This window comes from Mycobacterium sp. IS-2888, from assembly GCF_001954215.1.
GTDB lineage: Bacteria > Actinomycetota > Actinomycetes > Mycobacteriales > Mycobacteriaceae > Mycobacterium.
Window position 1 is genome coordinate 29,417 of record NZ_MBET01000072.1, and the last position, 13,926, is coordinate 43,342.

14 protein-coding genes are annotated in these 13,926 nt (G+C 66.4%); 7 read left to right on the plus strand and 7 right to left on the minus strand.

Annotation, left to right across the window (positions count from 1 at the left end):
- Positions 1-1,215 carry a glycosyltransferase gene (locus tag A5745_RS14735; RefSeq protein ID WP_076116897.1) on the minus strand — a complete coding sequence of 405 codons (1,215 nt, stop codon included), beginning with the start codon at positions 1,213-1,215 and terminating at the stop codon, positions 1-3.
- A 272-nt stretch (positions 1,216-1,487) separates the two neighbouring features.
- On the opposite strand from A5745_RS14735, the gene A5745_RS14740 reads away from it, so the two are divergent.
- Entirely contained in the window at positions 1,488-2,354 is an 867-nt protein-coding gene (locus tag A5745_RS14740; protein WP_254848588.1) for a chemotaxis protein CheB, read from the plus strand.
- Between the two features lie 51 nt (positions 2,355-2,405).
- Here A5745_RS14740 and A5745_RS14745 read toward each other — a convergent pair whose 3' ends face one another.
- Genes A5745_RS14745 through A5745_RS14755 form a run of 3 tightly spaced genes read right to left on the minus strand, consistent with a single transcriptional unit; the run spans position 2,406 to position 6,104 of the window.
- Positions 2,406-4,247, minus strand: a complete 1,842-nt coding sequence (locus tag A5745_RS14745; protein ID WP_076116901.1) for a CheR family methyltransferase — start codon at positions 4,245-4,247, stop codon at positions 2,406-2,408.
- Between the two features lie 50 nt (positions 4,248-4,297).
- Positions 4,298-5,065 (minus strand): STAS domain-containing protein, encoded by a 768-nt coding sequence (locus A5745_RS14750; protein WP_254848589.1) that lies wholly within the window; start codon positions 5,063-5,065, stop codon positions 4,298-4,300.
- Positions 5,049-6,104, minus strand: a complete 1,056-nt coding sequence (locus A5745_RS14755) for a chemotaxis protein CheB (RefSeq protein ID WP_139329622.1) — start codon at positions 6,102-6,104, stop codon at positions 5,049-5,051. The genes A5745_RS14750 and A5745_RS14755 overlap by 17 nt, the downstream gene beginning before the upstream one ends.
- Before the next feature lie 142 nt (positions 6,105-6,246).
- Between A5745_RS14755 and A5745_RS14760 the strand changes: the two genes are divergently transcribed.
- Entirely contained in the window at positions 6,247-8,379 is a 2,133-nt protein-coding gene (locus tag A5745_RS14760) for a catalase (protein WP_076116907.1), read from the plus strand.
- Positions 8,380-8,394: 15 nt separating this feature from the next.
- Positions 8,395-8,652: a Rho termination factor N-terminal domain-containing protein gene (locus A5745_RS14765; RefSeq protein WP_076064467.1), complete on the plus strand. Its 258-nt coding sequence runs from the start codon at positions 8,395-8,397 to the stop codon at positions 8,650-8,652.
- Positions 8,653-8,665: 13 nt separating this feature from the next.
- On the opposite strand, the gene A5745_RS14770 is transcribed toward A5745_RS14765, so the two are convergent.
- Positions 8,666-9,241, minus strand: coding sequence for a nucleotidyltransferase (locus tag A5745_RS14770; RefSeq protein ID WP_076064468.1), 576 nt, complete (start codon positions 9,239-9,241; stop codon positions 8,666-8,668).
- Between the two features lie 142 nt (positions 9,242-9,383).
- Between A5745_RS14770 and A5745_RS14775 the strand changes: the two genes are divergently transcribed.
- The 3 genes from A5745_RS14775 to A5745_RS14785 all read left to right on the plus strand — a co-directional run bounded on the left by A5745_RS14775 (position 9,384) and on the right by A5745_RS14785 (position 12,025).
- Positions 9,384-10,340: an acyl-CoA dehydrogenase gene (locus A5745_RS14775; RefSeq protein WP_076116909.1), complete on the plus strand. Its 957-nt coding sequence runs from the start codon at positions 9,384-9,386 to the stop codon at positions 10,338-10,340.
- Between the two features lie 31 nt (positions 10,341-10,371).
- A complete protein-coding gene (locus A5745_RS14780; RefSeq protein ID WP_076116911.1) occupies positions 10,372-11,145 on the plus strand; it encodes a PIG-L deacetylase family protein in 774 nt (257 codons plus the stop codon).
- 88 nt (positions 11,146-11,233) lie between these two features.
- On the plus strand, positions 11,234-12,025 hold the full coding sequence (locus tag A5745_RS14785; protein WP_076116913.1) for an endonuclease/exonuclease/phosphatase family protein: 792 nt from the start codon (positions 11,234-11,236) through the stop codon (positions 12,023-12,025).
- Positions 12,026-12,039: 14 nt separating this feature from the next.
- On the opposite strand, the gene A5745_RS14790 is transcribed toward A5745_RS14785, so the two are convergent.
- Both A5745_RS14790 and A5745_RS14795 read right to left on the minus strand, forming a co-directional pair.
- The gene (locus tag A5745_RS14790; protein ID WP_076116994.1) at positions 12,040-12,318 is read right to left on the minus strand and encodes a DUF3349 domain-containing protein; all 279 of its coding nucleotides are present in this window, start codon (positions 12,316-12,318) and stop codon (positions 12,040-12,042) included.
- A 142-nt stretch (positions 12,319-12,460) separates the two neighbouring features.
- A complete protein-coding gene (locus A5745_RS14795; protein ID WP_076064473.1) occupies positions 12,461-12,697 on the minus strand; it encodes a CsbD family protein in 237 nt (78 codons plus the stop codon).
- 369 nt (positions 12,698-13,066) lie between these two features.
- On the opposite strand from A5745_RS14795, the gene A5745_RS14800 reads away from it, so the two are divergent.
- Positions 13,067-13,837: an SDR family oxidoreductase gene (locus tag A5745_RS14800; protein ID WP_076064545.1), complete on the plus strand. Its 771-nt coding sequence runs from the start codon at positions 13,067-13,069 to the stop codon at positions 13,835-13,837.
- Positions 13,838-13,926: the final 89 nt, after the last annotated feature.

Genomic DNA, 13,926 nt, shown 5'->3' on the forward strand with positions numbered 1-13,926 from the left:
TCACGGTGTACCCGTCGGCTGCAAAGATCGCATCGGCGCGTAGTCGGCACCGAGCTGCCGGTATATGTTCAGCGCGTCGAGCGCGACCCGGTCCCAGGTGAAGCGCGACTCTACCCGGCTGCGACCCGCGGCACCCATGCTCCGGCACTGAAAGTCATGTGCCAGAAGGTTTCTCAAAACCGCAGCCAATTCGTTGGGGTGATCCAACATCAACCCGGTTACCGAATCCACAACCACGTCGATCAACGCGCCGACCGGCAAGGCAACCACCGCCACCCCGCTGGCCATGGCCGCTAAAGCCGAGGTCGCACGCGGTGGCTGCCGAGGTGTGCACACGAGAACATCGGCGGATCGCACCATCATCGGTAGCTCGTCGCCGGAGACGGTGCCGACGAAGTGCACGCGATCGGCCACCCCCAATTCTGCGGCAAGGCGTTTGAGACGGTTGCGCGCCTTGGTGTGGTTGCGGTCGGCGGCACGGTCGGTGGCATCTGTCTCCGCGACCACAAGCTCGGTGCCCGGAACTCTTGGCATCACGCCAATCACGATGTCGAATCCGTTGTCCGGCAACGGGTTCGACGCCATACATAGAACGCGATGCAGATTGGTACGGCCGAGCACCGGACCCACCGAGGTGTACTGCTCGACGTCGACCCCGCTCGCCAGGACGGAGACTCGCGCGCGACTGCGGCGTAGCCTGGCCAGCGCGGAGACGTCGGCGCTGCTCTCGACGGTCACCCAGTTCGCATTGCGCGCCAAGAGCGGCTCGATGCGTTCGCGCTCAGTGACCCGAGTGACTTTGCGCTTGCCGCCGCCGGACCGCGCGGATTGCGGAAACGACACCAGTGGCCCGAAGGTCTGAACGGTCGGTAGGTCTTGTCGTCTCGCGGCGAGCTGAGCCGCCAGCCCGCCCAGCCACCCATATGCGTGCACGATGTCTGGTCGATCCGCGGACCATAGCCGCTCGAGTTCGGCCGCCCACTCGCCGACGAACGGCAACAGGTCGGCGTCTTTGGCCACGCTCGCGGGGCCGACCGGTAGCCCGACGGCCCGATAGCGCCGGTCGGCGCCGACCTCTCCAGGGCGTCGATCCGATGCCCGATCCGATCGCCGCACGTATGTGCAGGCGTGCTGCCCCTGGGCCGCAAGCGCCGCGCACAGCCGCCCGGCGTCGTCACCGACGAAGTCGTCACCGCCGACGATTGCAATCTTCACCGCAGATTCCCTTCGGGGTTCGGGGATCCCTTCGGTCGCTCTGTCCCGCCAGCACGCGCGCAATGAACGCAATAAATCCGTACCCAGCGCGCGGTATCGGCGAAACTCGGCCTGCCCGGTACTTCGTCTGCGGGCCCGAGCGCTTCGGATGGTGGATACACCGCAGGCAGGAAGAGGCCGGAAAGAGGCCGGAAAAGGGCCGGAAAGGGGCCGGAAAGGGGCGCTTCGCCGCGGGGACTGCCGTAGGCCGCCGCCGGGTGGACACTGGATTGGTGACAACGCGAGCCACGGCTGTTGAGCTGGTGGTGTTGCTCGCCTCAGCGGGTGGCTTGGACGCGTTGTCGGTAGTCCTGCACGATCTGCCGCCCGAGTTTCCCGCGGCCGTCGTCGTGCAGCAGCATCTCGGCGGGTCGTCGAGCGTGCTGCCCACGATCCTGGCCAGGTCAACGGAGCATCGGGTGGGCTGGGCGTCCGACGGGCAGGCGCTCGAACCGGGGCAGGTGGTCGTGTGCCCGCCGGAAATGCACATGGAGCTGGGGCGCGACGGTTCCTGCTGTCTGCACAAAGTGCGGGAGCGGGTCGACCGGCCCTTCGACGTGCTGCTGACCTCGGTGGCGCGCTCGTATGGGCCCCGGGGATTAGCGGTGGTGTTGTCGGGCTCCGGCCGCGACGGGGCCGTGGGCACCGCTGCGATGAAGCGAGCCGGCGGCATCGTGATCGCGCAGAGCCCCGACACCGCCGACTACCCCTCGATGCCGATGGCCGCCGCCGAGGCCGGCGCTGACCTGGTGCTGCCGATCCACGAGATCGGCGGGGTCCTGGCCGACGTCGTCGGAGGCGCGCCACTGCCGGGCGGCTCCACTAGCGGCAGCCTCAGCGGTTCCGGCACTGCCGGCCGGACCGCCGACGCTGCCGAAACAATTCAGGAAATCCAGGCCCCCAACAGCGCGGCCGCCCGCGCCGAAACCGCCCGGCTGCGTGCGATGGAACTCCGGCGCAGACGCGAGGAGCTGTCCGCGGGCCTCGGCCCCAGCGCGGAGACGGTGGCCATCGCGCGGCGCAGGGCCCAAGAGTCCTTGCGCCGTGCACAACTGGCGCACCAAGCCGCCTCACGCGCGGCCGCGGAATGGGGACATTGAGACGGGGGCCCTGACCCGGGCACTGATACGGGCACTGACGCAGCGGCGCGGCTAGCCCACAACCTCCATCAGTAGCAGCGCCCCGCCGACGTCTCCCCCCGGCGAGCGGAACGGTGTGCAGGTGACCCTCACTTGCGCGGGCCGGCCGCGCCGGTTGATCGCGTCCACCACCGTCTGACTCGAGGTATCCGAATCGACAAACGCGTTGCCGATCAGCGGACGCACCGTTTCGATGGGCAAGCCGATGTCCAGCCCGGTCAATTTCGAGCCCGTCGTCTCGTCGGCCCGCAGGCCCCACAGATCCTCGCAGCCGCGGTTCCACACCACCACGCGCATTTCCCGGTCCACCACGACCATTCCCAGCTGGACGGAATTGATCAGCGAATCCAGGAAGTTCTTGGCGTCGTCGAGTTCCCCGCTGCGTTCGCGCAGCGTTTCGTTGATGGTGTGCAGTTCGTCGTTCGTGGACTGCAACTCCTCGTTCATGGTCTCGAGTTCTTCGTTGGTGGACTGCAATTCCTCGTTAGTCGTCTCGAGCTCCTCAACCGTGGACTGCAATTCCTCGTTGGTCGTCTCCAGCTCCTCGTTGGTGGACTGCAGCTCTTCGTAGGCCGCCTCGAGCTGGCGGTTGGTCTGCACGACCTTGTCCAGCAGCGCGCGCGTCGCGGTGACGTCGAAGAACACGATCGACACGCCGAGCAGGCCGTTTTCGGCGTCGACGAGCGGGTTGACATGGATCTCGAACCACACCGTCTCGGCGCCCGGCCGTTGCCATTTGACGTCGGGAATCCGCGCCGAACGCCGCTCCACCTTGGCCTGCTCCACGTAGGCCCGCAGTTCGACCGGACGATACGACACTTCCAGGTCACGCAGCAGCCGGCCGATGTCGCGAGCCGACAGGCCGAAGACGCTCTCCGCCTGCTGGTTGATCATCGCTACGGTGTCTTCGCCAGTGACCACGATCTGCGCAACCGGGCTGGCCCGAAAGGCCAAGTCGCGCACGGTCGTCAGGCCCGGCATCTCGCCGTGCCGATCGTAGAACGCCGCGGCCGGATCGTAGCGTTCTATCCCGTTGTGGGTCCCCGCGGCCTTGCGGAAGATCCGGTTCTTCAGGTTCAGCGGGGTGAACCGGTCACCGTGGCTCAGCAGCATCTCGGCGTGACCGAGGAACAGCGTGCCCTGCGGACCCAGCGCAAAATGCAGGCGCCCCAAGACGTTTCGCTGAGTCTCGGCATTGAGGTACATCAATGTATTACGACATACCAGCAAGTCGACGCGGGAGATCGGCGCATCCTTGACGAGGTCGTTGCGACCGAATATCACCGCACGGCGCAAATCCTTGTGAAATATGTAGCGGCCATTGACCTGTTCGAAATAGCGCGCCAACAGATCCTGCGGCACCGACTCGACTGCCCTGGCGTCATAGGAGGCGGTGCGCGCCTCGGCGAGCGCATCCTCGTCGATGTCCGTGGCGTAGATCTTGACCCGCTGCCGGAACGCGTCGGGACCCAGCGCCTCGGCCAGCAGCATGGCCAACGTGTAGGCCTCCTGCCCGGACGCGCATCCCGCGCTCCAGACCCGAATCGGGTCGTCGGGACCGCGCTCGGCCAGCATCCGCGGGATGACCTCGGCGCTGATGAATTCCCACGCTTCGGGATCCCGGAAGAACGCGGTGACGTTGATGAGGATGGTGTTGAACAGCGACGCGAATTCGTCCGAGCTGGCCTGCAGGACGTCGAGGTATTCCTCGAACGAGGTGTATCCGGCCTGATCCATCCGGTGACGGACGCGCCGCATCAGCGACGTCCGCTTGTAGCCGGTGAAGTCGAAGCCGCGGGAATCCCGCATGTAGCGCAACAAGGCCTCGAAGGCTTCGTCGGTGGTGCCGTCCATTCGGTCCCGTTTCGAAGAAAGCGTCTGCCGCTAGAACACTACTCGCGACGTCAGAACTTGTTTTCGGGACCGACGACGGCCCATACCGTCTTGCCCGAAGCCGTCGGGGTGCTTCGCCACGCACGACAAAGCGCGGAAACGATCGCCAGCCCGGACACGATGTCGGCGCCTCGATCGCGATCCTCGTGCCGGGCCGGCTGCTCGTCACTGCCGTCCTCGACCGCAACCGTGACGCTGTCCTTGTAGGACTCGACGATCAGGACCGGCGCGCTGTCGGTGTGGGCGAGGACGTTTTCGACGAAGACCGTCGCTACCGTCGCCGCCGTCGGAATCAGCTCACGCATGTTCCACCTGGTGAGCCAATCGGTAACCATCGCGCGGGCAAGGCCGACGCTGATCCTGGTGGCGGGGAGCTGGGTGCGCGCCCGCCGCCGCAGGGGTAGTGACCGATCGCGGACGGCGTCCAGCGCCGACTGCCGGGTCGGGTGCACGGGAACATACCGCGACACGCCAGTGGCGGTGATCGCCCGCACCGACCGCTCCGGTTCGCACACCAACAGGATCGGCACGTCCGGCCAGACGCTGACGTGCCAGCGAGCGCTGGTGAATGCCGACCATGCGGAGTCGGACGGCACCCACAGGTTGTCGACGTCGACGATCACAGCGCGCGGCTCGTCGAGCGCGGCCTTAATGATGGCGTCGCGCAAGCCACGGTACGTAGCGCCGTCCAGCAAACCGGTGACCGCCACGAACGCCACGTCGTCGCGCCGTTCCACGTCGACCCGGATGGGCTCGGTGAATTCAGCCCGCGGCGTCACCGACATCACCCGGCCGGGGGGCGCTGGCCGATAACCGCTCGCCGAGCACCGTCAGGGCACCTTCGGTTTCCTCAGCCAGCGCGGTATAGCGCGAATGGAGCGGTCCATGGCCGACGCTGTCGGCGAGTTGCCTGGCCAGCCTCGCCTTTTCCTGGAGGCTGCGCAGCGCGACCCACAGCGCGTTCTCGACTTCGTTGTCGCGGGCGGTCAGCAGCGAGTCGGGGGTCCATGCGTGACCCACGCGGCAGCGGAAATGACCCTCGCCGATCGAAACCAACGACCCGTTGCAGTCCGGGCACGTGTACCCCGATGCCGGGCCCAGTTCCTGGGTATCGAAGTTGGTGGAGAATCGGCGCGTCATCGCGATGCGGTTCTCGAGCTCCATCCGAGCGTCGGGTTCCATGTTCGGCTCCTTGATCTCACGCTGCGAAAGCTTCTTCAGCATTTCGCCCATGTCGGCCGCGGCCGCCTCATCGTCCAATACGCCGGCTTCGCGCGCCTTGGTCGGCAGCGCCGGAAAAAGTGCGTCGTCGAGTGACTGGCCGATCGTGATACCGCCGCGCGAGCGGATCGCTGCCAGCCCCAGCACACCGTCGTCGAGCACACCAGACATCAGGATCCCGACGGCGCGGGGACCGAAAGCCACCGCCACCGAGCGGAATAGAGCATTGATCGCCGGCCGATGTCCGTTCTCGGTCGGGCCCTGCGACAACACCACGCGGTGATCCGCGACGAGCAGATGCCGGTCGGGCTGTGCGACATAGATGTGTCCCGGCTGCAGACTCGCCCCATCTTCGGCTGCGGCCGCGGGCAGCGGCCCGCTGCGGTCGACGATGCGCGCCAGGATGCTCGGTGCACCGGCTGGAATGTGCAAAGCCATCAAGTACGCGTAGGGCAGATCGGTCGGCAATCCGGCGGCCAGATTCGACAGCGCTTCGACTCCTCCCGCCGATGCACCGATCGCCACTACCCCACGAAGGTCGCCCCCACGAAGGTCGCCCCCACGAAGGTCGCCGTTGTTGCCGGTCGCCTGAATCACCACTCTCGACTACCCGCCTCCAGGGTAGGCAACCCTGCGGGAGGTTGATAGGTGCGCGACGTGCGGAGTTTGCGCCGGTTTATCAGTGGTACCCCGAGACCAAGCAGCCGAGACCAAGCCGACGCAACACAGGAGGGAACCTATGGGGACCGACGGCACGCCCGATCCGAAGCAGCGCGATCTGGAACCGTCCCGGGTTCGCCGCGACACCGGATACCTGACCACTCAGCAGGGCGTCCGCGTCGACAGCACCGATGATTCGCTGACAGTCGGCGAGCGAGGCCCCACGCTGCTGGAGGATTTCCACGCCCGGGAGAAGATCACCCACTTCGACCATGAGCGCATACCGGAGCGGGTGGTGCACGCGCGCGGTGCCGGCGCGTACGGCTTCTTCGAACCGTACGACGACTGGCTGGCCGAGTACACCGCGGCGAAATTTCTGACCACACCCGGAACCAGGACCCCGGTGTTCGTCCGCTTCTCCACCGTGGCCGGATCGCGGGGATCTGCCGACACCGTCCGCGACGTGCGCGGCTTCGCCACCAAATTCTATACGGCACAAGGCAATTACGACCTGGTGGGCAACAACTTTCCGGTCTTCTTCATCCAGGACGGCATCAAGTTTCCCGACTTTGTGCACGCCGTCAAACCCGAGCCGCACAACGAGATTCCGCAGGCGCAATCGGCGCACGACACGCTGTGGGACTTCGTCTCGCTGCAGCCCGAAACGCTGCACGCGATCATGTGGCTGATGTCGGACCGCGCGCTACCGCGCAGCTACCGGATGATGCAGGGCTTCGGTGTGCACACGTTCCGACTGGTAAACGACAGCGGTGAAGGCACTTTCGTGAAGTTCCATTGGAAGCCGCGGCTCGGCGTGCACTCGCTGATCTGGGACGAATGCCAGAAGGTGGCAGGCAAGGACCCCGATTACAACCGGCGCGACCTTTGGGAGGCTATCGAGTCGGGCCAGTACCCGGAATGGGAACTCGGTGTCCAGCTAGTGGCCGAGGCCGACGAGTTCAAGTTCGACTTCGACCTTCTCGACGCCACGAAAATCATTCCCGAGGAACAGGTTCCGGTGCGGCCCGTGGGCAAGATGGTGCTGAACCGCAACCCGGACAACTTTTTCGCCGAGACCGAACAGGTGGCGTTTCACACGGCGAACGTGGTACCGGGGATCGACTTCACCAACGATCCGTTGCTGCAGTTCCGCAACTTCTCCTACCTCGACACCCAGCTGATCCGTCTCGGCGGTCCGAACTTCGCTCAGTTGCCGGTCAATCGGCCGGTGGCCGAGGTGCTCAATAACCAGCAGGACGGCTACGGTCAGCACGCGATCCCACAGGGGCGGTCCAGCTATTACAAGAACACCTTGGGCAGCGGATGTCCGGCGCTGGCCTCGAGAGTAGAAGACGACGTCTTCCGCCACTACACCCAGCGGGTCGACGGTGCTGCGATGCGCAAGCGCGCCAAGTCTTTTGAGAATCACTACAGCCAGGCGCGGATGTTCTGGAAGAGCATGTCTGCGGTCGAGGCCGAACACATCGTGGCGGCGTTCGCCTTCGAACTAGGCAAGGTCGAGGTGCCCGACATCCGCTCGGCGGTGGTGGGCCAACTCGCCCACATCGACCACGAGCTGGCGGGTCAGGTGGCGGCGAAGCTCGGGCTTCCCGAGCCGGAGCGCCAGCAGGTCGACGAGGTGCCGGAGTCGCCGGCACTTTCCCAACTGACCGACGTCCCCGACACGATCGCCTCGCGCAAGATCGCGGTGCTGGCCGCCGACGGCGTCGACGTCGTCGGAACGCAGCGCTTCATCGAGCTCATGCAGCAGCGCGGTGCGATGGTTGAAGTCCTCGCCCCGATCGCCGGCGGAACTCTGGAGGGCGGATCCGGCGGCCAGTTGCCCGTCGACCGCGCCTTCACCACCATGGCGTCGGTCCTTTACGACGCCGTCGTGGTGGCCTGCGGACCCCGCTCGGTGTCGACCCTTGCCAATGACGGCTACGCCGTGCACTTCGTGGTCGAGGCCTACAAGCACCTCAAGCCGGTGGGTGCGTTCGGGGCCGGGATCGACCTACTCCGCGCCGCCAACATCGAGAACCGGCTGGCCGATGACACCGACGTCGATGACACCAACGTCGTCAGCGACCAGGCCGTCGTGACCACCACGGCGGCCGCCGACGAATTTCCCGAGGGGTTCGTCGACGAATTCGCCGCAGCCCTCGCCCAACACCGCTGCTGGCAACGGCAGACGGATCCCGTCCCCGCCTAGCACAGGAGGTTTATCGTGCCCAGATCGTCGATCAAGAACGAAGAGATGTACCAGGAACTGCGTAAGCAGGGTGACTCCAAGGAGAAGGCCGCGCGGATCTCCAACGCGGCCGCCAGTAGGGGTAAGTCTTCGGTAGGCCGCAAGGGCGGCAAGTCCGGATCCTACGCCGACTGGACGGTCCCGGAATTGAAGAAGAGAGCCAAAGAGCTTGGCATCTCGGGGTATTCGGGCCTGACGAAAGACAAGCTGGTCGCCAAACTGCGTAACCACTGAGCCTGGCGCCAGATCAGTCGATCAGCCCCAGCCGCTCGGCCAGCACCAAGAATGCGACCGCGTAGTCGTTGTCGGCGGTCCGTGATCTGATGCGATCCCAGTCCAACCGTTCGCGGATCGCCCGCACGGCCGGCAGCAGCTTCGCGAAATCGCAGTGGTGCTCGTTGAGCGCGCGCAATTTCTGGATAACCACCAGGGTCGGCGGCAGCACCGGCATCGATATCGCCAACACGTCGCGCTGCTCGGCGCAGTCTAGGGTGGCCCGATCCACCGGAACGCCGTTCAGCCGGTGCAACACGTCCACGACCGTGTTTCCGGTGCGGGCCTTGAATAGCCAGTCCTCCGGCGGGTGTTCGACGGCGAATCCGGCGTCTTTGAGGGTCGCGGCGGCGGTCGCCGCATCGTCCTCGGTGACCACCAGATCCACATCGTGGCTGGGTTCAGGTGCGCCGTATGCCCACAGCGCGTAGCTGCCCGCCAGCGCGAAACGCGGCCCATTCTCTTTGAGAGCCGACGCCGCGCCACGCAGCGCCTCACGCAACCGCGCACACTCGGCGGACACGTGTGCGTCCGTCTGAACGGGTTTCATCGTGGATAGGTGATACCCGGCGGCTGACGTGCGCAACCCCTTTGAGCGTCGTTTAAGTGTCGTTTAAGCGTCGTTTAAGCGTCGGCCGAATGGGCAATCGACCAGGTATGTCAGCGCAAAGATCGGCGTCGGGTGACCGCGCGTGACTGCGGGCCTGGTGCAGCATTGGCTTGAGTCGGGACGACTTGAGTTACCGCTGCCGGCGTCGGGCCGTACCGCTGAGCGCTGGCAAGGCCTGGCGCGTCTCGCCGAAGAGGACATCGCGGCGGCCCGGATCGCCGAGACCCACGTCGACGCCGTCGCAATTTTGGACGAATTGGGCGGCAAGCCACCGGAATCGGGCCAGCTGTGGGCCGTCTGGGCGGCCGAATCCCCCGATGCGGTGCTGACGGCGACCAATATCCGCGGCGGCGCATTCGCGCTGAACGGCACCAAGGTGTGGTGCCAGGGTGCCGGGTTCTGCACCAATGCGCTCGTGACCGCGCGGCTGGACGACGGAAGACGGGGACTGTTCGCGGTGGCCGTTGCCGACCATGCCGTCAAAGCGCTGCCGAGCACGTGGTGGAACGCCGGGATGGCCGGCAGCGACACGCGGCCGGTCCAGTTCACCAACGCGCACGCCGTCGCGGTGGGCGACCCGGGTGACTACCCGAACCGCCCCGGGTTCTGGCACGCCGCGATCGGCGTGGCGGCGTGCTGGCTCGGCGGCGCACGCCGGGTTGCCGAGCCGCTATACCGTTGCGCCGGAAGCAAATCGGCTGATGCTTACTCATTAGCCCATCTGGGCGCGGTGGACGCCGCACTGGCGGCCGGCGACGCAATGCTGGCCGCCGCTGCGGCCCAGATCGACGACGACCCATTCGACCGGGCCGACACCGCGCAACTGCTCGCCCGTCGCGTCCGCAGCGTCATCGAACACGCGGCCGACGAAGCCATCACCCGCACCGGGCGCGCGCTGGGACCGGGCCCGCTGTGTCAGGACGGCCGGCATGCCCAACGGGTGGCCGATTTGAGCATCTACATCCGACAGAGTCACGCCGAGCGCGATCTGGCCGAGCTCGGACGCCTCGCCGGCGACCACCGCTGGGGGACGGTGTGAGGACAAAGTGACGACGAGCGTGAGGACGACGGTGAGGACCGCTGCGACAAGCAATTGCACCCGGTTTGCGGCCAGGCCGCTGACCCGCGGCGGCACCCCCGTGCCAATCTGGCTCGCTGCCCTCGACCGGGGCGCCCCGCCGCCACTGGATCTGACCGGATGTCCCGGTCTCGTCGTCGTCGCACCCCATCCCGACGATGAGACGCTCGGCCTGGGCGCGACGATCGCGCAATTGGTCGCCTCGGGCACCAATGTCCAGGTGGTGTCGGTCAGCGACGGCGGCGCCGTCCGGCCCGACGCCTCGCGGTCCGAACGGCTTCGCCTGGCAGAGATACAGAAATACGAATTGCGCAGGGCGACCGGTGTTTTAGGGATCTCTCCGCCGCTATCGCTCGGCCTTCCCGATGGCCGTATCGCCGACCACGAGGGCGCACTCACCGACACGCTGGTCGACATCCTCGACGACGCCGCGCCCGGAACGTGGTGTGCCGCCACCTGGCGCGGCGACGGGCACCCCGACCACGAGGCGGCAGGTCGCGCGGCCGCGGCGGCGTGTGCGCGCACGGGTACCCCGCTGCTGGAGTATCCGGTCTGGATGTGGCACTGGGCCAGCCCGGCCGATTCAGCGGTGCCCTGGGATCGGGCGTACGCGGCGCCGCTGCCCGCGTGGGCTCTTAGTCGTAAACGCCTTGCGGCGCACTGCTTTCGCAGCCAGCTCGAGGCGGGAAACGCCGGCTCGGCACCGGTGTTGCCGGCATTCGTTCTCGCGCGGCTCCTGGCGGTCGGGGAACTGGTGTTCCGGTGAACGCGCGGTGTGCCGGTGACGGCACCAAGGACCAACGTGCCGGTGACGGCACCAAGGACCGCCGTGCCGGTGACGGCACTAAGGACCTATGCGCGTAGCGACCTTCAACATCCTGCATGGTCGCACGGTCGGCGATGGCGTGGATCCGCAGCGGCTACGCGACTGCGTGCGGCGACTCGATCCCGACGTCTTGGCGTTGCAGGAGGTCGACTTTGAGCAGCCGCGCTCGGAGCGAGCCGACCTCACCGCGGCGGCGGCCCAAGCGATGGGAGCGGTGGAGCACCGGTTTGTCGCCGCTATCTCAGGCACCCCTGGGGCGACTTGGATGGCCGCCACGGGCCGCGAACAACCCGGGACCGCGGCATATGGAATTGCCCTCTTGTCAAGGTATCCGGTCGCCAGTTGGCAGGTGCTGCGCCTACCGCGGATTCCAATGCGCTTTCCCATGTACCTGCCGGGCCCCAGGCGGGTGATGATCGTCGACGAAGAACCGCGGGCGGCGGTGATCGCACGGCTGCACACCCCGCACGGCGCTCTGACGGTGGCCAACACGCACTTGTCTTTCGTACCCGGCTGGAATCGGCGCCAGCTGCGCCGACTGATCCACGACCTGCGCGGCTTTGCCGGCCCGCGGCTGCTGATGGGAGACCTGAACATGACGCCCCAGGCGGTTCGGCGTTGGTCGGGAATGCGGACGCTGGCGGTGGCCCCCACATTTCCCGCGGATGCGCCCGGCCGCCAACTAGACCACATCCTTACCGACGACGATCGCTTGCGCGGCGGTGCCGCCCAGGCGGAACTGATGCCGATCTCTGACCATCGCCCGCTGGTGGTCGACTTGGTGGTCGACGGCGAAGTGGTCGACGGCCAACACGCCTGAGCAGCCGCGCCGGTTCAGATCGCGGTGAGCCCGCGTTGGACGCGCTCGATGTCGTCCGGTAACGGCATCTCGTGGGTGACCCTGGCGATCTCCACCCCGACATCGACCCGGAAATCGGCCTCGACGGGTCGGCGTCCGGGCCCGAATTTGCTTATGACCGAGCGGATCTCGTCGTCCGACGCCCGACGCGGCAGCAGCGCCAGCAGCGGCACATAACCCACGGCGGGCGTCCCGCTCGGGTAACCGGCACGCAGAAAAGCGACGATGCCCGCCACCCGGTCGCCCATGCTCATTTTGCCGGGATAGCCTGGGAACACCGTTTGAAACGCAGCCGTTTGAAACGCAGCCGTTTGAACGCAGCCGTTGACGAAACGAAGGTCCACAAAACGAAGAGGCCCGGTCCCCCAACGGAACCGGGCCTCTCGTTCGTTCGGACTATTGATTTTCCTTTTGCCGTTCCTCGGCGGCCTTTGCGCCGGCGCGGGCGGATTCGGCTTCGGCTTCCTTCTTGCCGGCATCACGCTGGGCATCGGCCTTGTCTTGCTGCGCCTGACCCTCTTCGACGATGTCGTCGCGGCCGGTCAAGGTTCCACCAACCTCTTTCGCCTTACCCTTAACGCCTTCAACGGCGCCCTTGACGGCTTCTTGTGCTCCGCTCTTGTGATCGCCCATGGTTCGACCTCCCTTTCGGTGGTTGCTGAGCTTTCGCCCATCTGGATGCGGATCGGCCTGATCAGCTGGCACGCGCCGCGGCGTTCTTTGGTTCCTCGGTGCGTTAGCTGCCGGGCTAATCAACGCGTCCGCGTATATCGGCTTCCCGCGCCGCGGCCCGCCAAACGCGCCCCCCGCATCGCAACCAATTTCGCCTGGTCGACCTATGCGTGTCCTGAATCACCCGGGCGCGAACCGAATCAAGTTGCGTGGCTTGGCACTCCGGCGGATAGCGGCCGAAAATTTATCTACCGAGCGTTGTTTGAACGCTCTGATCGCGGGTATAGCGGGGTCCCGGAAGCTGACGAGAGTGGGTACAAGACGACCAACATTGCTGTCGTTGGGGCGACCGGCACGGCCGGATCCCGCGTCACCGCCAGGCTGAAAGGCCGGGGTGTCGCGGTGGTCGAGCTCGCCCGTTCCCGCGGAGTTGACCTGATCTCAGGGCGCGGTCTGGCCGAGGCGCTGGAGGGAGTGGACGTCGTGATCGACGTGTCCGATCCGGTGCCGGACGGCGATCACGGCGACATCATCGACACCCTGGCCACCGCGTCGCACAACCTGGTCGGTGCGTGCGCCTCGCAGGGAGTCCAGCGGCTGGTGGCGTTGACGATTGCCGGCATCGACGACCCCACGCTCGATGCATCCCCCTACTACGTGGCCAAACGCGCGGCCAAGGAGATCGTGCTCAACGGTCCGGTGCCGACGACGATCGTCAAGTCCACGCAGTACCACGAGTTCGCCACCCACCCAGCGGCCGTGAGCTGCGATGACGACGAAGTGCTGGTCGAGGATTGGCTGATACAACCCATCGCCGCCGACACCGTCGCCGATGTGCTGGTCGAGGCCGCTCTGGGTCAGACCCGCACGCCGCGAACCATCACCGGACCGCAAGACATCCGACTGCCCGAACTCACGTCGAAATTGCTCGAATCCCAGGGCGATGGCCGTCGCGTGCGCACCGTGCCACCGGCCCTGACGGCGCTCGCCGGCGGCGCACTGCTGGCACCGAACAACGCCATGGTCCTCGGCCCCGACATCGAAACGTGGCTGGACACCGTGGCGACCGACGGAGTGACGAACGGTTCGGCCAACGCCTAGCAAAGCAGAGCAGAACAGCCATTTCGGGTCACGGCTTTATTACGATCGAGATCACGATCCGCTAAGAAGACCTCGGATTCTCTGAGAGT